Source organism: Vreelandella nigrificans (assembly GCF_002374315.1).
Classification (GTDB): Bacteria; Pseudomonadota; Gammaproteobacteria; order Pseudomonadales; family Halomonadaceae; genus Vreelandella; species Vreelandella nigrificans.
Genome location: NZ_NWUX01000014.1, coordinates 1 through 19,988, shown reverse-complemented (window position 1 = coordinate 19,988; position 19,988 = coordinate 1). Strand labels below are relative to the sequence as shown.

The 19,988-nt window shown below is 50.3% G+C and carries 18 protein-coding genes; 8 read left to right on the top strand and 10 right to left on the bottom strand.

Annotated features, from left to right (window positions below; all coding sequences use genetic code 11):
* Positions 1–117: 117 nt before the first annotated feature.
* Both CPA45_RS14630 and CPA45_RS14625 read left to right on the top strand, forming a co-directional pair.
* Positions 118–534 carry an SRPBCC family protein gene (locus tag CPA45_RS14630; RefSeq protein ID WP_096652691.1) on the top strand — a complete coding sequence of 139 codons (417 nt, stop codon included), beginning with the start codon at positions 118–120 and terminating at the stop codon, positions 532–534.
* Positions 527–1,192: a TVP38/TMEM64 family protein gene (locus CPA45_RS14625; RefSeq protein ID WP_096652689.1), complete on the top strand. Its 666-nt coding sequence runs from the start codon at positions 527–529 to the stop codon at positions 1,190–1,192. The genes CPA45_RS14630 and CPA45_RS14625 overlap by 8 nt, the downstream gene beginning before the upstream one ends.
* A 63-nt stretch (positions 1,193–1,255) precedes the next feature.
* On the opposite strand, the gene CPA45_RS14620 is transcribed toward CPA45_RS14625, so the two are convergent.
* From CPA45_RS14620 to CPA45_RS14580, 9 genes are all read right to left on the bottom strand, one after another.
* Positions 1,256–1,495, bottom strand: a complete 240-nt coding sequence (locus CPA45_RS14620) for a DUF2789 domain-containing protein (RefSeq protein ID WP_096652687.1) — start codon at positions 1,493–1,495, stop codon at positions 1,256–1,258.
* A gap of 84 nt (positions 1,496–1,579) precedes the next feature.
* The gene (locus tag CPA45_RS14615) at positions 1,580–2,650 is read right to left on the bottom strand and encodes an asparaginase (RefSeq protein WP_096652685.1); all 1,071 of its coding nucleotides are present in this window, start codon (positions 2,648–2,650) and stop codon (positions 1,580–1,582) included.
* Positions 2,651–2,703: 53 nt separating this feature from the next.
* On the bottom strand, positions 2,704–3,903 hold the full coding sequence (locus tag CPA45_RS14610) for an MFS transporter (protein ID WP_096652683.1): 1,200 nt from the start codon (positions 3,901–3,903) through the stop codon (positions 2,704–2,706).
* Between the two features lie 9 nt (positions 3,904–3,912).
* The gene (locus tag CPA45_RS14605; protein WP_096652681.1) at positions 3,913–4,416 is read right to left on the bottom strand and encodes a hypothetical protein; all 504 of its coding nucleotides are present in this window, start codon (positions 4,414–4,416) and stop codon (positions 3,913–3,915) included.
* A 77-nt stretch (positions 4,417–4,493) separates the two neighbouring features.
* Positions 4,494–5,750 carry a DEAD/DEAH box helicase gene (locus CPA45_RS14600; protein WP_096652874.1) on the bottom strand — a complete coding sequence of 419 codons (1,257 nt, stop codon included), beginning with the start codon at positions 5,748–5,750 and terminating at the stop codon, positions 4,494–4,496.
* Positions 5,751–6,013: 263 nt separating this feature from the next.
* Entirely contained in the window at positions 6,014–6,481 is a 468-nt protein-coding gene (locus CPA45_RS14595; RefSeq protein ID WP_096652679.1) for a helix-hairpin-helix domain-containing protein, read from the bottom strand.
* Positions 6,482–6,620: 139 nt separating this feature from the next.
* Positions 6,621–7,211 (bottom strand): PqiC family protein, encoded by a 591-nt coding sequence (locus tag CPA45_RS14590; protein ID WP_096652677.1) that lies wholly within the window; start codon positions 7,209–7,211, stop codon positions 6,621–6,623.
* 12 nt (positions 7,212–7,223) lie between these two features.
* Positions 7,224–8,909 carry an intermembrane transport protein PqiB gene (gene pqiB, locus CPA45_RS14585; protein ID WP_096652675.1) on the bottom strand — a complete coding sequence of 562 codons (1,686 nt, stop codon included), beginning with the start codon at positions 8,907–8,909 and terminating at the stop codon, positions 7,224–7,226.
* Positions 8,902–10,269, bottom strand: coding sequence for a paraquat-inducible protein A (locus CPA45_RS14580; protein ID WP_096652872.1), 1,368 nt, complete (start codon positions 10,267–10,269; stop codon positions 8,902–8,904). The genes pqiB and CPA45_RS14580 overlap by 8 nt, the downstream gene beginning before the upstream one ends.
* Before the next feature lie 150 nt (positions 10,270–10,419).
* On the opposite strand from CPA45_RS14580, the gene CPA45_RS14575 reads away from it, so the two are divergent.
* The 6 genes from CPA45_RS14575 (at position 10,420) to CPA45_RS14550 (ending at position 18,470) form a co-directional block, all read left to right on the top strand.
* A complete protein-coding gene (locus tag CPA45_RS14575; protein WP_096652673.1) occupies positions 10,420–11,394 on the top strand; it encodes a calcium/sodium antiporter in 975 nt (324 codons plus the stop codon).
* A gap of 237 nt (positions 11,395–11,631) precedes the next feature.
* Positions 11,632–13,047, top strand: coding sequence for a cytochrome ubiquinol oxidase subunit I (locus CPA45_RS14570; protein WP_096652671.1), 1,416 nt, complete (start codon positions 11,632–11,634; stop codon positions 13,045–13,047).
* 2 nt (positions 13,048–13,049) lie between these two features.
* The gene (cydB, locus tag CPA45_RS14565; protein WP_078087705.1) at positions 13,050–14,051 is read left to right on the top strand and encodes a cytochrome d ubiquinol oxidase subunit II; all 1,002 of its coding nucleotides are present in this window, start codon (positions 13,050–13,052) and stop codon (positions 14,049–14,051) included.
* A 31-nt stretch (positions 14,052–14,082) separates the two neighbouring features.
* Positions 14,083–15,732 (top strand): thiol reductant ABC exporter subunit CydD, encoded by a 1,650-nt coding sequence (cydD, locus tag CPA45_RS14560; RefSeq protein ID WP_422822039.1) that lies wholly within the window; start codon positions 14,083–14,085, stop codon positions 15,730–15,732.
* Positions 15,729–17,453 carry a thiol reductant ABC exporter subunit CydC gene (cydC, locus tag CPA45_RS14555; protein ID WP_096652669.1) on the top strand — a complete coding sequence of 575 codons (1,725 nt, stop codon included), beginning with the start codon at positions 15,729–15,731 and terminating at the stop codon, positions 17,451–17,453. Before cydD ends, cydC begins: the two co-directional genes overlap by 4 nt.
* A gap of 18 nt (positions 17,454–17,471) precedes the next feature.
* Positions 17,472–18,470 (top strand): adenosine deaminase, encoded by a 999-nt coding sequence (locus CPA45_RS14550; RefSeq protein ID WP_096652667.1) that lies wholly within the window; start codon positions 17,472–17,474, stop codon positions 18,468–18,470.
* Positions 18,471–18,557: 87 nt separating this feature from the next.
* Here the strand turns inward: CPA45_RS14550 and CPA45_RS14545 are convergent, their stop codons facing one another.
* Positions 18,558–19,547: a cytochrome-c peroxidase gene (locus tag CPA45_RS14545; RefSeq protein ID WP_096652665.1), complete on the bottom strand. Its 990-nt coding sequence runs from the start codon at positions 19,545–19,547 to the stop codon at positions 18,558–18,560.
* Positions 19,548–19,988 lie beyond the last annotated feature (441 nt).

The window sequence follows — 19,988 nt, the reverse complement described above, 5'->3', positions numbered from 1 at the left end:
GGCAGTGTACGCAATGTCAGAGTGTCTGACCAGGGGGCAGTTGGTAGGCAGCCTCGTTGTGTATGTCGGTATGGTTTGGCATGTTAAGCTATATGCCTAGCCGTAAGAGATGAACTCATGGCCACCATAGAACATAGTGAAATTGTTAAAGCCCCACCAGAGCGAGTGTTTGAGCTATTGCGCCGAGTTGAGGATTTTGCGGATTACTCCGATCTAATCCGCTCAATTGATATCTTGGGTAATGATTGCTATCGCTGGCATGTGCGGGCGGTTGGAGTGGATTGGTCATTTGATGTGAAAGTGACTGAAATACAGTCGCCTCATACCCTGGCATGGGAGTCACTGGAAGGTGTGAAAAATCAGGGGCGTTACCAATTGCGTGCAGTACCAGAGGGTACTGAGGTGGAGTTAACGTTACGTTATGAAATTCGTAATCGCTTAATGGAAAAAGCGGTTAACAAGGCTGCCAAGCCTTTAGTAGGTAAGGTTAGTCGACAAATACTTGAACGAGTCGAAGCCCGATTACATGAATAAATTTCTTCAATACTCCTGGCGTTGGGCCGCCGGTTTTGCGGTAGTAGCAATGCTTGCTTATGTATGGTTATGGTGCTCACCCGATTTAATGGCAGTTAAACATTGGGCGGCTACTATGTCGCATCATCCGGTGGTGATCATCGGGGTAATGATCACCATGGCAATTACCCTGGCTATTGGTTTGCCGGGGAGCATAGGCCTTTGGTTGATAGCTCCCTTTTACCCGCCGATGATCGCTACGCTGATGCTGACCCTGAGCAGTGTGGCGGGGGCATGGGGGGCTTATCAATTAGCAGCCAATGCTGGTGATCGATGGAACCCTAAGGGGTTAACGCTCAAGGTAATGGAAACACTTGAGGCGCGTAGTGATCTCTTTACTCAGTGTGCGTTGCGTGTTCTTCCGGGCTTTCCGCACTCTGTCATTAACTTCGCAGCAGGGTTGCGGCGGATTTCGTTGAGTCGCTATTTAATTGCGGCTGCTATCGGCTTATCTGTGAAGTGGGCGGTGTATAGTAGCGCGATTTACGGTGCGCTAGAGGCGATTGAAGAGGAGAATGCATTGCAGTTCGAGGTAATACTACCGCTTTTAGCGCTGACCCTACTGCTGTTGTTAGGTGGGTGGTATAGGCGCCGCGTAGAATCGGCGCGCAGGTGTTAACGATAACAATCCGGTATTAACTATAACAAGCTGGTATTAATAGAAGTATACAATGACGGCGAGCTATGCCGTTTTATGCATTGATGCATCTAGGTGGTCTACTACCTCTGCCCAGTCAGCGTCCTCTTCAATTGATTCACGAAGGAAGTCGGATTGGCCCTCATTCCAGCAAGGCGCATTCGCTAGTGGCATATCTTTAGGCAGAGGGGAGTGGAGTTGTATGAAGCGTTCGATGGACTCTGCATCAGAACGTAGCCCCAACTGCTCAAAAAGCTCGCTAAAGTGATGTACAGGTTGTTCCATATTATTCTTTCCTTCCCTTCGGTTAGCCTACCCTTAAACATAGCGTGAATGAACAAGGATGCCAGTGCCTATTACTCTAACGTTTCAGCGTTCTCCTACCAGTGGCGTTAAAAACTGACGCCGCCGGTCCTCAATAGGTAGTGGTTGTGCCACAAGGTGCACTAGTTTGGTGTAAGCGGCTTCAGGCGTCATATCATCGCCTGGAAGTACTCCGGCATCGGCTAGTCCATGGCCCGCTGCATAAGCACCTAAATGGGTACCACCTTGGGGGCACTGGCTAATAGCCGCTATCAGCTTGCCTTCTCCGCAAGCACTGGCTATCACCGAGAGTAACTCAGGGTTGTTGGGTAAATTGCCTGCTCCCCATAGTTGTAACAGCGAACCTTTTATGCGGGGCTCTGCAATCAGAGCGTGCAGTTGCCAAGCGCTTATGCCGGGCCAAAGCACAACCCTTGATATTTCACCTTGGGCTACCGGTTGGTAGTCGGCGAGTTCAAAGCGTGGTGCACCACGTTGCTGACGAGCAAGTCCTCTGCTGGGGTAATACACAAAGTCGTCTCCCACTCGTTCGCCAATTAGCGGATAGTTGGGAGAGCTAAATGCATTGTTGGCTTCAGTGTGTTGCTTAATAGTTCGCACGCCGCGTAGCAGCCGGTTCGCAAAATAGATAGCTACTTCTTGAAGAGCTGGCTGGGCGGCGAAACGAAATGCGCCGTATACGTTGGCTAGCGCATCGCTATTGGGGGCTTCCAGGGGGTGCATAGCGCCGGTTAAAACCACAGGGCGGTCTAGCCCTTGAAGTTGGTAGGCAAGGCTAGCGGCGGTCCAGCTAAGCGTGTCGGTTCCATGAATGATCACAAAGCCACAGTATGCTGTCAGGTTGCTGGCGATATCTTTTGCTAGCTGTTGCCAGTTCAGTGGGGTGGCGGCACTTGAGTCGATGAGTGAGTCATAGCTCATCACATCATAGGCAGGTATAGCCTGCTGCTGAGCCAAGGAGAGTTTACTCAGTGCCTGCTGTAAGCGGTTAGTAAAATTACCGCCTGGCGTGAGACCATTAGCCTGTTGGAGCATGCCGATAGTGCCGCCTGTGTAAATAACCAATAGGCGTTCTTGGGCAGGGGCTGTACTTGCCGAAGGGAGTATCGAGCTCAAAACTGTATCCTAGTATATGCGCATGCTGCGCCCAGGTGCTGGCCGGGACTGGATTAGCAGCGATGGACCAGCAGTTCGCCTGATTGGTCGTCTAATTTTTGTTGACGGCCAGCTAGCAGAGCAAACCCGCAGCAGATTAAAATTAATAAAATAAGCAACCAAGCAATATCAGCTGTTTTAGCTCCTGTCTGTAGCATAATGCCTACACCAAATGGCCCTAAGGCTGCGAGGGTGTAGCCTCCACCCTGAACCAAGCCGGAAAGCTGGCCGGCTAGTCGTGAATTGGCGGTTCTTAATACCAGTAAGCTAAGAGCCAAGCTAAAGCTGCCCCCTTGGCCTAGTCCTAGTAGCACGGCGCCCGGCCACTTCCAGGCCATTGGCGCAATAAGCAGCATCCAGAGTCCTAGTGCGGTACTAAATAGTACTAACAGCAGCGCAGGACGCTGGTCTTTACCTAGCCGTGCCAGCCAGGGAGCACCTAGAGCGGAGCCTAGCTGGCACATGATGGAAACTGCCATTGTCCAACCGGCGGCTGCTTCATTGTAGCCACGATCAACTAACAGTGTCGGCAGCCAGCCAAACACGATATACGCCATAGAGGACTGAATGCCCATAAATAGCATTACGTGCCAAGTGAGCGGTTTACGCAATAAATGCAATAGCTTTGCTTGTGACGAAGTCGCTATTTGAAGGCGTTGAGGGCTGGGTGCTTTTGCGATCCATAGAAGTAATGCGGCAAAAGCCAACAGCGACCAACTCATTAAGCTCAGTTGCCAACTGCCTAGCCAGTGCATAAGGGGCACGCTAAGCCCGGCGCCGAGGGCGCCACCAAAGCATAGTGCCATGGTGTATAGCCCAGTCAGAAGATCGGCACTTTCAGGTAGCTCTCGTTTGACCAGCGCAGGCAAAAGCGTACCGCCAACACCAATAGCAGCACCAGCCATCGCAGAGCCAATAAACAGGCTGCCAGACACTGGCAAGCCACGTAGTATTAGCCCGCTAGCTAACAATATCAGTGCGGCACTTAGTGCTCGTTCGCTGCCAAGGCGCTGGGCTAGCAGTGGCGCAAGAGGCGCTGATAGGCCTAAAAATAGTACTGGCAATGTCGTTAGCATACCCGCAGCTGCGGGCGTTAGCCCTGCTGTTTCCTGCAAGCGAGTTAACAGCGGAGCAACTGACGACATGGCAGGACGTAAATTAAGCCCAACTACGAACATCAGTAAGATGAACGTTAGCGCACGACGTGAAATCATAAAGGATGCTTATTTTAGATAGGGGCGCAGGTCACCGCGCACTGCATCTAACATCGTAATGAAGTGGTAGTCCTGCGGAGTGTCCAGGCAGTCTACCCGCACCTGAGTACGCATTCCCTTATTAATGTCTAATTTATCGTAGATTTCCAGGGTCAGTTTGCGCGCAGGTTTGTCACCTAAAGCGATAACGCCCTCTTCAAGGGTAAATGTTTCAATCAGAGTAACTCGTACGCGCGTGCTATTAGCCTCGCTTAAGACGCGGCGAACAAACAGCCAGCCTTCGCAGGGGAGGGCATCATTGCTGTCGCGCTCACGTAGAAAAAGCGTACGGTAGCAGGCACCTTCTATAGATGCTTTTTCCGCCATGCTGCGATATGCCTGGAGCACTTGTACTGCTGATGCTCGAGCATCTTCTAAACGCTGTGAAATGCCTTGATGTTCGCGGCTTAGCTGCTCCTGGCGCTGAAAAGCCAGCCATTGACGATAGTCATTGATAAGTTGCGTTGACGCCATAATAACTCCATAAATCAGTTCAGCTGTAATGCTGGAATATGCAAGATGATAACCTTTGCATATTCCTTGGCAATGGGCTAGCGGCGGGCGCGGCGACGGCGTTCGCCACCTGCGTTAGCGGCTTGTCCTTCTGGTTTGCGATTAGCGCGAGGCTGCCGCTGGCCGCGGCGACCATTTTCAATTGGCTCGGGCTTGGCGTTGGGGTCAGGTTCGAAGCCTGGCTCAATGCGCTTTGGCAGGGTTTGCTTAATTAACCGCTCGATATTGCTGAGTAAGCCATGCTCATCCACACAGACCAAAGATACGGCTTCACCATTACTGCCAGCCCGTCCTGTGCGGCCTATGCGGTGCACGTAATCTTCGGCGACATTAGGCAGGTCGAAGTTAACTACGTGGGGTAGTTCATTGATATCTAGACCTCGTGCTGCGATATCGGTAGCCACTAGGACTTGTAGATCACCGCTCTTGAATGCGCCAAGTGCCCGTGTTCTGGCTCCCTGGCTTTTATTACCGTGGATCGCCATGGCAGGAATATCTTGTTTAGAAAGCTGCTCTGCTAAACGATTTGCGCCATGTTTAGTCCGCGTGAAAACGAGCACTTGGAACCAGCCATGCTGCTGGATTAAGTGGGCTAAGAGCTCCCGCTTCTTATCACGGTCGACTCGATAAATGGCCTGTTCAATTTTTTCAGCAGTTGTATTGCGCGGCGCGACTTCAATCAGCGCTGGGTTGTTCAGCAGCTGTTGGGCTAGTGCTTGAATTTCATTAGAGAATGTCGCTGAGAATAGCAAATTTTGACGCTGTTTGGGGACCAGGCGAAGCAGGCGCTTAATGTCATGGATAAAGCCCATATCAAGCATGCGATCAGCTTCATCAAGAACGAGAATTTCCACAGCAGATAAGTCGACGTGACCTTGCTGATGAAGGTCAAGCAGTCTTCCTGGGGTAGCCACCAAAACATCAAGGCCTGCTTTGAGGGCATCCACTTGAGGCTGTTGGCCTACGCCGCCAAAAATAATGTGTGAGCGTAGTGCTAAATGTTGGCCGTAAGCTGAAACGCTTTCACCTACCTGGGCGGCAAGTTCTCGCGTTGGCGTTAATACCAATGCCCTTACTTGGCGTCTGCCTGGGCGTTTGCCATTGGCGAGGCGCTGCAGCATAGGCAGCGTAAAGCCCGCTGTTTTACCAGTACCAGTTTGTGCACTGGCGAGCAGGTCACGTCCCTCTAGTACGACGGGGATAGCCTTTATTTGAATAGGCGTTGGCTGGGTATAGCCTTGCGCAGTAACAGCGCGTAGTAAATCGTCGTGCAGACCAAGTTCAGAAAAGCTCATGCGTTCTCCGCAATCGCCTAGCAAGCAGCCCTGATGCGCAGGGCGGTTACTGGACGTAATGTTCATAAAAGCGAGGATGATCCACCGTCGCGGCTGTGAAATATGCCAGATAAAGTTCGCAGCCGCGGCGGTCATTTATTTGCCAATAAAGACCTAGATAAAAAAAGTAGGTCTTGCTCGGAGGTGACGGGGTGGCGCTAAAAATAACCGTGATACACCGTCACCAGTGTATCACGGTTATGCGCTGGCAGCGCCTAGAGAGGTTATTGATTAGCTGCATGCTCCTCATAGAGGGCTGTTACCCGTGCGTGACTGGCGGGAGGAAGTGGCAGGTCAGCTATCTCCTTGGGGGAAAGCTCAAATAGTTGTTCGGGAAACGCTATGTTAGCTTCAAATAGTTGCTTTGCCGTGGCTGGGCCAATGCCTTCAACCGCTAACAAGTGGCGGGCAAAGCAATCGACAATATGGCTTTGCTGTTGGGTTGATTGAGCTATTTCGTATAAGGCGAGAGCTTGTTCGATAATAAAGCGCTCGATGCGTTCCAGTACCTCAGCGACAGCAGAGGACATGCCCAGTGAGGCTAGCTCTTCAGTTAGGACATCATGGCTAGACAACGCACACTCAAGTGGTTCGAGCGCTGCGTTTCCACTAAGCACCGTTTCAAGCGACTGCGTTAAGCTAGATAGATGTTTGAGTAGCTCCTCACTGCCAAGCGTGTTGTCACCGTTCATATCGCATCCTTGTCTTAGTCTCTGACGTAGCTAATACACTTAATTACGGGCATCTACATAAAATTAAGTTAATTGGGTAAATTAAGTAAGTCATGCGGCTGTTGTATAGCGCATCTGGGGCGCGGTATTTGTGCTTAGCTTAGTCGAAATAGTTGCCTTGGCGAATTTGGTGTGCAATTTGCCTTCCAACACTGCTCCAGCTATCACCCAGTGCGCGAACCAGTGCCGGGTAGCCATCTTCATCGAGTGCGCTTTCAGCCGAAAAACTCTTTAGGGTCAGAAGCTCATTATTAGCGCCTCTTAACTGCCACTGTCCGCTGGCAACAGCCATGCCATCGTATCTACCTTGGAATTGATCGATTTCCAAAAGTAACGTCATAGCATTGGCCGCACTACCATCATCTCGTACTATCTGGATAGTCGTTAGCTCTTGAGCAAGATGAGATCGCAGCGAGCGTTCCAACTGGCGGCCAATACTTTCTGCCCACTGGTGTTCTCGTGCCTCGTTGAGAGTGATGTCATTTAACTGCATGACGATTCCATCAACATCCAGGTAGTGTGCTAAACGTGGTGAACGCACCTGGAGTGTGCCCTGAGGGTGTGCAGGTGCGCTTAGCATTGGACTGCTGGGGAGTAGGTAGCGTGCTGGTGGAGTAACGCTACTCGCACAAGCAGAGAGCAGCATGCTTAAACTGAGCAGTGATATAACCTTGAGCGCCGTAGTACGCATTATCAGTCCTTGTTAACGAGGAGCACGAGGGATTGGGTCTTGAGTATCCAGGTTATCAAATAGTAATGCCCTGGGATTTTCGTTCAACGTACGCGTGAGCGGTTGTAAGTCGCGCATTAAGCGGTCAAGGCGCTCTATAGCGCTGGTTAATTCTTGATAAGCAGGGGATGACGGTGAGACCCCTTGTAGTGTGCTACGTAGTTCATCCAGCGTGGCGTTTAAATTGCCTCCCATTGCCTGGGTCTCGGGATCACTCAGTAACTGATTAATGGAAGCGCTAACGTTGCGGACTTCATTTAGTACGCTCTCGGAGGCTTGTAAGTTCCGGTCAAGGCCAGCTAGCAGTGGCTCCACCTCAAGCGCATTAAGCTTGTCCAGTAAGTTAGTCACTTGGGCTTGGATTTGGGCGAAGCCGCCCGCCACGGTTGGGAATACAGTGCGCTCAGAGAAAGATTCAGCCAAATATTCGCCTGCTAAATCACGCTGAAAATTAAGGTCGACAAAGAGGGCGCCTGTAAGCAGGCTGCCATTTTTTAGAGATGCCCGTAGACCTAAATTAAACATGCGAGTGAAGCGCTCCTCCCACTCTTCTAAATCAATGTCCGAGTTTTCAATACCCAAGCGCTGTGGCTCAATTCGAATGAGTACTGGTATGGCGAACTGGGCGCGGGAGCCTGGCTGCGGAGCGGTGAAATTCCAAGGCACTGCTGCAACGGTACCTAATCGGACGCCTCTAAACTCGACAGGTGCTCCTCTTGAAAGGCCTCGGACCGTATCATCAACCAACAGCACATACTCTAAATAGCGGTTAAAGGTGCCTTCGCGAGCGCTGTCTTCATCCGCATATAAACTAAAGCTGGAGTTGGCTGCTGCTGGTTGTCCCATTGGTAGATCCTCTGGCACGCCAAAAGTGACACCACCGCCCAGTAATGCTTCAAGTGACCCTACATTGACGCGGAAACCGTCAGCATCCAAACGAAAATCAACACCGCTGGATGTCCAAAAACGGGTGCTGTCAGTAACCAGCTGTGCATAAGGCTCTTCTATGAAGACCTGATGGTGCATGGTGCGGGACTCGGGCTCAAAGCGTGTGTCTTCAACACGACCAACGGTATAGCCTTGATAGGAGACAGGGTCTCCGACGCGTAGTGAATTACCCAATTGACTCACTAAACTAATTTGTAGACCAGCTTGCCCAGATGGCGCTACAGGTGGGACATCACTAACCTGAAACTCACGGCGTGGTTCTTCTGATCTGCCCGGTTCAAGCTGTATATAAGCGCCTGAAAGTACGGTGCCAAGACCGCTGATACCTTCCCGACCAATACGGGGTTTGACCACCCAGAAGCGGCTATCATCACGTAGCATAGCCTCTGCCTCAGGCTGAATGCGGGCAGTCATTACTGCGTGTGAGAGATCGTCTGAAAGACGCACGCTCTGCACTCTTCCTATTTCTACGCTACGGCTGCGGATTAGTGTACTTCCAGCCTCGATTCCCTCGGCACTATCCATATTCAGGGTAACGAGAGTGCCACGACTTGAGTAGGTGTCATAGACCAACCACATTCCAATAATGACAGCCACAATAGGTACAATCCAAATTGGGGAAAGCCTTGTTTGTGGTGATGCCTTAGCTCTGTGTAGGTCGTTCTCTTCAGGGGATGTCGAGCTGTTTTTGTGAATCACATCATTAGCCATCAACAGGTTCCTTGGCGGCCGTTTCACGGCGAGTAGAGCGTGGAGGCGGAGCGTCCCAAATCAAGCGTGGATCAAACGTCATGGCAGCAAGCATGGTGAGCACAACCACTGAGCCAAAAGCGAGTGCGGCTGGTCCAGGGGTAATCGACATCAGGGAGCCTGCCCGTATCAGTGCTACCAGTATGGCAACAACAAAGACATCGACCATTGACCAGCGACCAATAAATTCCGTGATTCTGTAAAGCTTGGTTCTGCTTTGGGCATTTAGTTCATTGCTACGCTTGATAGCAAAACATAGCCACGTCAAGGCCATAAGCTTGCCCACGGGTACGATAACGCTAGCAACAAAGATAACCAAGGCTACTGGCCAGGAACCCATCTGCAATAAGTGCACCACACCGCCGATGATAGTAGAAGGCATGGCATGCCCCAGGCTAGTGGTGGTCATAATAGGGTATACGTTAGCAGGGATATACATGACAGCGGCTGCAAATAGCAGTGCCCAAGTACGCTGTAAGCTATGTGGTAATCGCTGGTGTAGCTTCTCATTACAACGGGTGCAGCGGTTTTTTTCGCCGCTGTGAGATAGCCGGTTCACTAAGCCGCAGGTAGGGCATCCTGTTACCCCTTGGCTAAAGCCGGTTGCGCCAGTTTTCGTTCCTTCTGGGGCGAGGGGTTCGCCTTCCAAAGAGAACCACATCCAGTCTGCATCCAGAGATTGAGTCGTCATAAGGAGTAGCACTGCAAAAATACAAAACGACCAAAATGAGATGCCCAGCTCGATTTGTGCCATACCCGCTATTTTTATAAGGCTGACAAGCGCGCCAATAATGAATACATCAGCCATCATCCAAGGGGTTAGGTGGGCCAGTGATCGCGCAATGTCACGGCTAAATGACATATGCCTGCCGCTTAAAAGCCCGTACTGAAGCCAAATAACCCCAATAAGATAAACTGCAGGCAGCACAATGATTGTCATGATAACTGCAATCGCCACAACAGGCTGATGAAAAGCTATTAAGGTAGTTGCTGTTTGTGAAAGCTCAATTCGGTTGCCCACTCCCCCTATGCTGAAACTAACGAAGGGAAACGAGACCGCCACAAGCAACGCAATAAGCGCTGAAATGGCCAATGCCATGCTGCGTTGAGCGGGATAGCGGTGGCGTTTAACCAGCGTATGAGAGCAGCGTGGGCACGATGCTTTTTCCCCGGACTTAAGAGGGGGGAGTGCTGATACCCAATCGCACTCATGACAAGCGCGCAGCCGCCTCCGTTGAGCGCGTAGCTCAGGTGGTGTGCGGTCAACCAGTGGTGTGTTAACTGACACCGATGGGCGATTTTTTAATGAGAAATGGGGCAACAGCAAGTTCTCAGTGCGTTGAGTAGTAAAACCAATACGGTGGATACGCTTGACTGTCAAGTCGATAGAAAACTGTACTTGACGTATGCACTAGCTTGGACAAGGATGCAGCCGCGATAGTGCCTAACATCATGTCATTAAGGAACTGAAATGTTACTCGCCTGCATAGCAGTGTTGGTAGGGCTAGCTCTTTTAATTTGGAGTGCGGAAAAATTCATCGACGGTGCGGCAGCTACTTCTCATTGGCTGGGGCTTTCGCCGCTGCTTATTGGCATGCTTGTGATTGGTTTTGGGACATCGGCACCCGAAATGACCGTGTCAGTGCTAGCTGCTATGCAGGGAAATCCAGGGCTGGCGGTGGGTAATGCTTACGGTTCGAATATTGCGAATATAGGTCTTGTGCTTGGCTTTGTAGCGCTGATAGCGCCATTGGCCGTTCATTCAGACGTCATTCGCAAAGAGATGCCGCTTTTGGTAGCCATTATGCTATTAACTGGCTATATGCTGTTTGATGGCTGGATCTCTCGCTGGGAGTCCATTTTGTTGCTTTGCGGACTGGTGCTTTTTATTGGCGTGAGCATCGTTCGTTCCCGTGCTCAGCAGGATGATCCATTGACGGGGGAGGTCGCTGAAACGTTAGAGAGTAAAGCTCTTTCCCGTGGGAAGGCGATAATGTGGACCCTGGTTGGCCTAGTGCTGCTAATTGCTAGTTCACGCCTATTAGTATGGGGCGCTGTTGAGATTGCTGTTGGCTTTGGTGTCAGTGATCTCATTATTGGGCTGACGGTGGTGGCTATAGGCACTTCCTTACCTGAGCTGGCTTCCTCTATTAGTGCTCTACGCCGTAAAGAGCATGACATGGTGCTGGGGAATGTAGTGGGATCCAACTTGTTCAATAGCTTGGCAGTTGTTGGGTTGGCAGGGGTTATTCATCCTATTGAAGTGGGGCGCGAAGTGTTGGTGCGAGACTGGAGCGTTATGACCGTTATGACGCTTCTAATGGTGCTATTCGCCTTCTCGTGGCGAGGGCGCCCGCGTCGTATTAATCGTGTTGAGGGCGGAGTGTTGTTCTTGTTATTTATAGCGTACACAGGTTATCTGGTGAGTTTAGTACTACTCTCTTAATTCACTGAAGATATTTCACTGAAGATATGCGTCAATGCGACACATCTTGGACGGTCAGCTGATGTTATATGATGAATGTCCAATTTAAGTTGATTGCAACGGCCCATAAGCAATCAAAAAATAGGCTTAGAAAAAAATAGGCTTAGTGCTTATAACTAAAATGTCGCGCCACAAAGGCTCAACTAAGCTTGTGTTAACCCATAGGTGGGAAACCGATCCATGTCTTAGGAGAGTAAGATGGAACTTGATCCCCTGTTGTTATCGCGATTGCAGTTTGCATTCGTTGTATCGTTTCATGCGATTTTCCCTGTCTTTACGATCGGCTTAGCGTCCTATATAGCGCTACTTCATGGCCTGTTTTACAAGACCGAGAACCCTGCCTGGGATCGTCTTGCTCTATTCTGGACAAAGGTGTTTGCCGTTGTCTTTGGTATGGGCGTGGTGTCAGGCATCGTGATGTCTTTCCAATTTGGTACTAACTGGAGTAATTTCTCCCAAGCGGCATCAAATTTTCTTGGACCTGTCCTGAGTTATGAGGTGGTCACCGCTTTCTTTTTAGAGGCCGCTTTTCTTGGTGTGCTTCTATTTGGTCGTGGAAAAGTACCCCAGGGAGTGCATCTGTTTGCCGCCATTATGGTGGCCATCGGTACATTTATCTCATCATTCTGGATCCTTTCGGCGAACAGCTGGATGCACACGCCAGCAGGGGTCGAGTTAATTGATAATCGCTTCCATATTATTTCGTGGACTGAAGCGATTTTTAACCCCTCTTTCCCTTATCGCTTCCTGCACATGGCTGTAGCTTCCTTTCTGACGGGTGGCTTTGTTGTGGCGGGAGTGAGTGCATGGTTCTTGCTCCGTAATCGTGACCCTGAAGCGAATCGACGTGCACTATCAATGTGCCTTTGGTTACTGTTGTTCTTGGCGCCGACTCAAGCTGTTATCGGTGACTTTCATGGTCTGAATACATTGGAGCATCAGCCTACAAAGGTTGCCGCAATGGAAGGGCACTGGGAAACATCAACCAATGTGCCGCTGCTGTTATTTGCGATACCCGATCAAGAAGCGCAAACCAATCACTTTGCGTTCGGCATCCCTAACTTAGCGAGCATTATTTTGACCCACTCGGTCGATGGTGAGATACCAGGAATTAGTGAAGCTCCGCCGGAAGAGCAGCCACCCGTATTGATTGTTTTTTGGGCCTTTAGGGTAATGGTTGGAATTGGCTTATTAATGATTGCAGTTTCGTTGACAGGCCTGATTTTACGCCGCAAAGGGCGCATCTATACGCAGCCATTATTTCTAAAATCTCTGGTAGGTATGATTGCCATGCCGTTTGTCGCGGTCTTGGCAGGTTGGATCGTCACTGAAACTGGTCGGGCGCCCTGGTTGGTATATGGCATGATGACTCATGCTGAGGGCTTAACACCCTCACTAACCGGCCCCATGGCGTTATTTACCTTAATTGGTTACATATTAGTTTACGGGGTAGTGTTTTATGCAGGCGTTTACTACCTCACGCGTGTCGTACGCAATGGCATGTTGCCCGAAGAAGAGCGTGAAACAGTGGGTGATAACTTCCATCGTCCCATGCGCCCGCTTTCTGCAGCGCATACCCCTTTCGATGATGACGTTGATCCAGTCAGGAGCTAAACATGGAAATGTTTGATTTAACGCTAATATGGGCGTTCATCATCGGCTTTGGCATTATGATGTACGTACTGATGGATGGGTTTGATCTGGGGCTTGGGATACTGTATCCATTTGCTCCTGATGAAGATGCTCGTGACGTCATGATGAACTCTGTGGCGCCTGTCTGGGATGGTAATGAGACTTGGCTAGTACTGGGGGGAGCAGGATTGTTGGGCGCCTTTCCGCTGGTCTACTCGGTATTTCTGCCAGCACTTTATATTGGCGTTTTTCTCATGTTGGCGGGGTTGATTTTCCGCGGTGTTGCCTTTGAGTTTCGTTTTAAGTCGCGTCGTAACCGTCGCTGGTGGAACCGAGCGTTTTGCTGGGGATCTGCGATTGCTGCCTTTGCCCAGGGGGCGGTAGTAGGTGCCTATATTCAGGGCTTCCCCGTTGAAAATTTCGCCTATGTGGGCGGCCCATTCGACTGGCTGACACCATTTTCTATATTGACTGGTCTTGGTCTGATGGCGGGTTATGCTTTGCTCGGGGCGACTTGGTTAATTCTGAAGTCAGAGGGACATATTCAAGACTGGGCTTATAAGATTACTCCCATGTTATTGGCCCTTGTGCTGCTCGTTTTTGGGATTATTAGTATATGGACGCCGTTTGTGAACCCGCTGGTGTGGGAGCGTTGGTTTGGTAATATTCAGCTTATATGGATCTTCCCATTCTTGGCGCTTGCCTGTGCTTTTATTGTCTATCGTTCAGTGAAAACGCGGCGCGAGGGTGTGCCGTTCCTGGCTACCATCGGCATCTATGTCTTCACCTACCTGGGTTTGATTGTTAGTAAGTGGCCTGTGATTGTGCCCCCTAACTACACACTTTGGGACGCCGCATCTGCGCCGGAGTCGCAGCTTTTCTTGTTGATTGGCGTGTTATTTGTCATTCCTATCATTCTCACTTACACCGCTTGGACATACTGGGTGTTCCGCGGCAAGGTACGGGTTGGGGACGGGTATCACTGAGCGTATGCCTGCTAGTCATCAAGATAAGATGATGCCCATAACGCCGCGCCGTTGGCTTTCTTCGCTTGCAAAGCGCGAGCAAAAAAGATTAACCGGCGCGGCAGTGTGTGGCGTTTTGGCGGGAGTTCAAACGGTTGTACTAGTGGTGGGGCTGGCTTGGCTGATCGAGCAGTTAGTTGTTCATGACCGTTCTCCGGCAGAGTTTGTGCCGCTATTTTTGGCACTTGCTGCTGCAGTAGGGCTTCGCGCAGTTTTTCAATCAGCGCAGGAGGTGTTGAGTGCTGAGGCCAGCCTACGAATTCGTTTGTTCGCGAGGGCCGAACTCTTATCTAAAATCGCTGAGCTTGGTCCTGTCTGGTTAACTCAGCAACAAAGTGGCGCGCTGGCTACCCAAGTGGTTGAGCATGTCGATACGCTGGATGGCTACTTTGCTCGTTTCTACCCTCAGCTGCGCATTGTGGTGGCCTTGCCGCTAGCTATTGTCTGTGTAGTGGGATGGCTGGACTACTTAGTCGCCATTTTTTTGTTTCTTTCAGCACCGCTTATCCCTCTCTTTATGGCTTTAGTGGGCATGGGGGCAGAGCGTTTGAATCAAGACCAGTTCAAAGCAGTCTCTCGCTTATCCGCACACTTCATTGATCGCGTACGCGGCATGACAACGCTGCAGCTTTTTGGCCATACCCAATCTGCGCAGCGAATGGTGTGGTATGCCACTGATGAGTATCGCCGCTTAAGTATGCGTACCTTACGGTTGGCATTTTTATCTTCCGCAGTGCTTGAGTTTTTTGCGTCAGTGGCGATCGCCGTTGTTGCCATGTATGTAGGTTTTGGCCTGCTGGGCTATATCGATTACGGCCCATCACCGTCGCTTACGCTATTTAGTGGTCTGGCTGTCCTCTTGTTGGCACCTGAGTTTTTCCAGCCTTTACGTACGCTTTCCCAGCACTACCACGACCGTGCGGCAGCACTAGGCGCTGCTGAAAGCTTGGTTGTGATTTATAACGAACCGAGCTTGGTGCCTGAATACTTGGCAAAGCCACAGGGGCCAGGCGCAGTGTGTGAGCTTGCAAGCGCAAGCATAGGTTATTCAGGCCGAGAGCTGGCGCTCCAAGCGGTAAATGTTTCGATTTTTGAGGGTGATGTTGTTGCTGTTACGGGGGAGTCGGGCAGTGGTAAGTCATCGTTCTTGGCAGTGTTGGCAGGATTTATGGCTCCCCTTAGTGGTACCTATCGTCGAAAAGCGTCAAAAGTGGCGTGGCTTGACCAAAACCCCTGCATTATTCAGGGAAGTTTGGCAGATAACCTGCGGTTAGCTAGCCCAGCCGCAGATGCTGAAGCAATGGTTCAAGCGCTGCAGCAGGCTGGGTTGGGGCAGCTATTAGCAGCATTGCCTGCTGGGCTTGAAAGTACCATTGGTGAGCGGGGTGTTGGGCTATCAGGAGGTCAGGCCCAGCGACTTGCCCTTGCACGCATTTATCTGAGTTCAGCGTCGTTAATATTGTTAGATGAGCCAACAGCGAGTTTGGATGCTTCAACCGAACAGGTTGTTATTCAAGCGTTATTGTCGTGGGCCAGAGAGGGGCGTACGCTCGTAGTTGCGACGCATCACCCAGCCATCGTTGCTGTTGCCAATAGGCACTTTATGTGTGAAATGGGCACACTCACAGAGGTGGCCCCATGAAGCAAGCCTACCAAGATTTCAAACCCTGGCTCAGACTTTTACTACGCCGTCGGCAGCGTTTTTTATTAGGTGCGATCCTCATATGGGTAACGCTCATAGCGGGATTGTCGCTATTGGGTTTGTCGGGCTGGTTTATTGCTGCCTGCGCGCTTGCTGGTATCGCGTTAGCCGCAGGCTTGCCGTCTTCACTGGATATTTACGTGCCAGGTGGCGGTATTCGTTTTTTTGCATTGTTGCGAACGGTTGTGCGCTATGTTGAGCGCCTATATAACCACAATACGGTATTAACGCTGTTGGCGGATTTGCGCTTTCGTGTTTTTGGCTACTTAACGCATCTAGATGATACTAGTTTGCGTCGTAGCCGGGCTGGTGACTGGTTGAGTCGACTCACAGCAGATATTGATACACTGGATAATCTCTACCTGCGTCTACTAATGCCACCGGTAGTCGCTCTGTTATGTGTTCTGGCTGTGCCAGCTTTTATAGCTATTTGGATGCCTGGGGTGGCCATCATTGTTGTGGTTACGCTTGGGGCGCTGTGGCTAATGATCACGTTAGGCTCTGCTTGGCTCGGGTTCGCTAATAGCTATCAGCAGACTAGCGATCAAAGGGAATTGCGCCACTTAGTACTCGACCAAGTGCAGGCCTCCGCAGAGCTAATGAGTTATCGGACTAGTGCATGGCATCAGCAGAAAATTTCCTGCCAGGAAGTGCATGCCGCGGCGAATCAGCGACGCTTAGTGTTTAAAACTGCGCTTGGTAATGCTGCGGTTTCTTTGGTAACAGGCATACTAGTGATAAGCGTACTGTGGGTGGGCAGTGTCGCTATGCTAGAGGGGCATGTGAGTGGGCCAATCTTAGTGATGGCAGTGTTAATTTTATTAGGTGTAAATGAAGCCTTTAGTGTGCTTCCGGCAGCCTTTGTAAAATTAGGGGCTAGCCACGCTGCTGTCAAACGGCTCAATGCCCTGTCAACGAGCCCCGCAAACCTTGGGAAAATTACCTTACCTACCTCTTGTAGTGGGCCCTTGGTTAGCCTTAGCAATGTTTCATTTCGCTATCCGGATATGCTCGAGCCTGCCGTCAATACGGTTTCTTTGACTCTTCCTTCCACGAAACGAGCAGTTATTACTGGAGCTTCTGGAGCGGGTAAATCGACGCTGGCGCAACTACTGATGGGGCGTATTTCCCCTACTAGCGGTGAAGTTAGCGTATCCGATTGTGCCCCGTGTGAGGTATTAGCCGATAGCCGTGCAGCGAACTTTGCCATGCTGTCGCAACAGGTGGATTTGTTCGATGGTTCTCTAGCAGAAAATTTACGTATTGCTAACCCTGATGCGAACGATGAGCAGCTATGGCGTGCGCTAGCTCAGGTTGCGCTTAGCGATTGGGCGCAGCGGCAACCGCAACAGCTGGATACCCCGGTAGGTGAGAAGGGGCAACAGCTTTCCGGTGGACAAGCAAGGCGGGTTGCTTTGGCGCGCTTATTTTTGCGCAGTCCAAATATGGTGTTGTTGGATGAGCCGTTTGCAGGTGTTGATGCGCAAACAGCAAAGCATATTGCCCATTCATTAGATCAGTGGCTTGGTAATAAAACAGTGATTTACTTTGTTCATCAAGTAGATGATGTCTCGCTTTTACCTGGCGTTGAGTTTTATTGGCAGCTTGATGAAGGTCGGCTAATTACTGATACTGGAATGCATAATCCGCTACCGCAGTGAGCTATAAAGGAGCCCGCTATGCATGATTTTTTACGTAAATTGCCAAAAGTTGAGCTCCATCTACATATTGAAGGCTCCCTTGAGCCTGAGCTGATGTTTCAGCTTGCTAAACGAAACAATATTGAGCTTCCTTATGCAACGATCAGTGAAGCAAAAGCAGCTTACCAGTTTGATGACCTGCAAGGATTCCTGAATCTCTATTATCTCGGCATGAATGTCCTACGTACTGAGCAGGACTTCTATGACTTGGCGATGGATTACTTCAAGCGCGCACGGGCGGAGGGGGTAGTGCATATCGACATGCATTTTGATCCGCAAGCGCATCTTCAGCGCGATGTTCCTTTAAACGTTGTGATGGCAGGCCTGCTTCGCGCTAAGCAAGAAGCTGAAGCATCGCTTGATTTATCTGTTGGCATGATCATGGCTTTTTTGCGCGACCGCCCTGCGGACGAGGCTCTTCAGGTGCTGGAGCAAGCGGCACCGTATTGGCAGTACTTAGATGCTATTGGGCTAGACAGCGCAGAGCGTAATAACCCACCTAGAAAGTTTCAGGCGCTCTTTGCACGGGCAAAAGAGCTGGGTTTGGTGCGTGTTGCTCATGCTGGAGAAGAAGGGCCAGCTGATTATATAGCCGAAGCTCTTGATGTGTTAGATGTTCAGCGCATTGATCATGGTGTGCGTTGTTTAGAGAGTAGTGATGTTGTGCAACGCCTCCGTGAGCAGCAGGTAGTATTGACTGTTTGCCCTCTCTCAAATGTAAGCTTGAAAGTAGTTGAGCAGCTACGTGACCATCCCCTACCTAAGTTGTTGGCAGAGGGGCTAAAAGTAACTATTAGTTCTGATGATCCTGCTTATTTCGGTGGAGGTTTGCTGACTAATCATATGGCATGTGCAGACGCATTTGGTTGGGATGCGGATCTGTTCTGCACTTTAAACCGTAATGCCATTGAAGAGGCCTTTACTAATGAAAAGCGTCGTGCAGAGCTTTTGCTGCGTTTAGAAACTTACCGTGTTTAGAGTGTGTATGGCGATACCTTGAAGCTGTAAAGTTTCAGTTAATAAATACCGTCGGCCTAGGCCGACGGTATCAGCTTTACACCGGTGTTAGGGGAGCGCTGGAACCTCAAAGTCGGGCATTTTGCCGGTTAGGGTATGAAGAAACGCAGTAATGTTATCTATAGTGGCTTCATCGAATTCACGACCAAGCATTTCTTGCCCCATGATAGCTACTGCTTCTTCTAACGTTTCAGTCGCACCATTATTCATATAGGGATAGGTTACCGCTACGTTTCTGAGCGTTGGTGTTCTAAAGCGGTATTTATCGGATTCTTCTCCTGTTACCAAATAACGGCCAAGATCTGTGGAACCTGGCACCTGGATTGCGTGGAAACGGCTATCTGTGAAGGCTGGACCGCTGTGGCAAGCGATACAGCCGTTATCTACAAAAGCTACCATCCCCTCTTTTGCTTGATCGCTAATGGCACTTATGTCTCCGCGTAAATAGCGATCGAACGGAGAGTTGGGAGTATTCAAGGTTCGCTGGAATGTGGCTAAGGCTTTAGCTAGGTTGTCTGCATTGATGGGGTCTTCATCATCTGGATAGGCATCAGCAAATTTCTCTTGGTAGAGCTCGAATTCAGTCAGACGATCTAATGCCGTCTCAAGAGCCATGGCCATTTCAACCTCGGCTTCGATGGGGCCAAGAGCTTGCCCTTCAAGGTCTGGCTCACGACCATCCCAGAACTGCGCCCCCAAAAAACCGCTGTTAAGAACCGTTGGCGTATTACGCTCGCCTACTTGGCCCTCATGGCCTACTGCACGTGGGATGCGGTCTGCCCAGCCTAATGCTGGGTTGTGGCAGGTGGCGCAGCTGATGACACCGCTTGATGAGATCCTTGGTTCAAAAAATAGCATGTTACCCAGCTCAACTTTTTCTTCCGTAAGTGAGTTGTTGGTGGGAATGGGAGGGAGGTAGGGCAGTGGCTCAAAACGGTTGCGATAGTCTTCAAAGCCATCTTCGGCTCCAGCGATGCCCGTAGTCGTAAAAACTGCGCTAGCGATAATGCTTGGCAGAATTTTTCTCACCATTTTCATTTTTTGATCCCCCTGCATGAGTAGCACTGTCCAGCCCTGCGGTTTTTCAATTTAATATCAATTACGCTAGGTGCTTGAATTTTTAAGCTTCAGTCCAGTGTAATGATCAGGAAATCGATCGGCTTGCGCTGGATCAAGGTCTGCCGAGATTCAGGATTCTCTTCTCTCTTGATAAGCTATCCAGCCAAGGCGGGCTGTTTGTTTGAGTCTCTGCTTGTGCTGAAGTAGGCTGTTGAGCAAGGTGTTTTCAGGTGGAGAAGTGCTAGTCGACTTTCGTGATCCTGCAAAAACTTAATTTAAGCGCTTGACCAAATAAAAAATACAGGTATGATACGCCCACATCGAACGGCAACGACCTTCGATAAGCTCTTTAACAATTTGATCAGGTAATTCATGTGGGCGCTTGCCGATGAGGGTGATAAATCACCAAATATCAAGGCA

What these genes read in the sequence shown, in the direction of transcription:
- CPA45_RS14600 (WP_096652874.1), bottom strand. Translation starts at nt 5,750, where the DNA reads ATGAGCTTTTCTGAACTTGGTCTGCACGACGATTTACTACGCGCTGTT.
- CPA45_RS14550 (WP_096652667.1), top strand. Translation starts at nt 17,472, where the DNA reads ATGCATGATTTTTTACGTAAATTGCCAAAAGTTGAGCTCCATCTACAT.
- CPA45_RS14625 (WP_096652689.1), top strand. Translation starts at nt 527, where the DNA reads ATGAATAAATTTCTTCAATACTCCTGGCGTTGGGCCGCCGGTTTTGCG.
- cydC (WP_096652669.1), top strand. Translation starts at nt 15,729, where the DNA reads ATGAAGCAAGCCTACCAAGATTTCAAACCCTGGCTCAGACTTTTACTA.
- cydD (WP_422822039.1), top strand. Translation starts at nt 14,083, where the DNA reads ATGCCCATAACGCCGCGCCGTTGGCTTTCTTCGCTTGCAAAGCGCGAG.
- CPA45_RS14610 (WP_096652683.1), bottom strand. Translation starts at nt 3,903, where the DNA reads ATGATTTCACGTCGTGCGCTAACGTTCATCTTACTGATGTTCGTAGTT.
- CPA45_RS14620 (WP_096652687.1), bottom strand. Translation starts at nt 1,495, where the DNA reads ATGGAACAACCTGTACATCACTTTAGCGAGCTTTTTGAGCAGTTGGGG.
- pqiB (WP_096652675.1), bottom strand. Translation starts at nt 8,909, where the DNA reads ATGGCTAATGATGTGATTCACAAAAACAGCTCGACATCCCCTGAAGAG.
- CPA45_RS14575 (WP_096652673.1), top strand. Translation starts at nt 10,420, where the DNA reads ATGTTACTCGCCTGCATAGCAGTGTTGGTAGGGCTAGCTCTTTTAATT.
- CPA45_RS14570 (WP_096652671.1), top strand. Translation starts at nt 11,632, where the DNA reads ATGGAACTTGATCCCCTGTTGTTATCGCGATTGCAGTTTGCATTCGTT.
- CPA45_RS14605 (WP_096652681.1), bottom strand. Translation starts at nt 4,416, where the DNA reads ATGGCGTCAACGCAACTTATCAATGACTATCGTCAATGGCTGGCTTTT.
- CPA45_RS14630 (WP_096652691.1), top strand. Translation starts at nt 118, where the DNA reads ATGGCCACCATAGAACATAGTGAAATTGTTAAAGCCCCACCAGAGCGA.
- CPA45_RS14545 (WP_096652665.1), bottom strand. Translation starts at nt 19,547, where the DNA reads ATGAAAATGGTGAGAAAAATTCTGCCAAGCATTATCGCTAGCGCAGTT.
- CPA45_RS14595 (WP_096652679.1), bottom strand. Translation starts at nt 6,481, where the DNA reads ATGAACGGTGACAACACGCTTGGCAGTGAGGAGCTACTCAAACATCTA.
- cydB (WP_078087705.1), top strand. Translation starts at nt 13,050, where the DNA reads ATGGAAATGTTTGATTTAACGCTAATATGGGCGTTCATCATCGGCTTT.
- CPA45_RS14590 (WP_096652677.1), bottom strand. Translation starts at nt 7,211, where the DNA reads ATGCGTACTACGGCGCTCAAGGTTATATCACTGCTCAGTTTAAGCATG.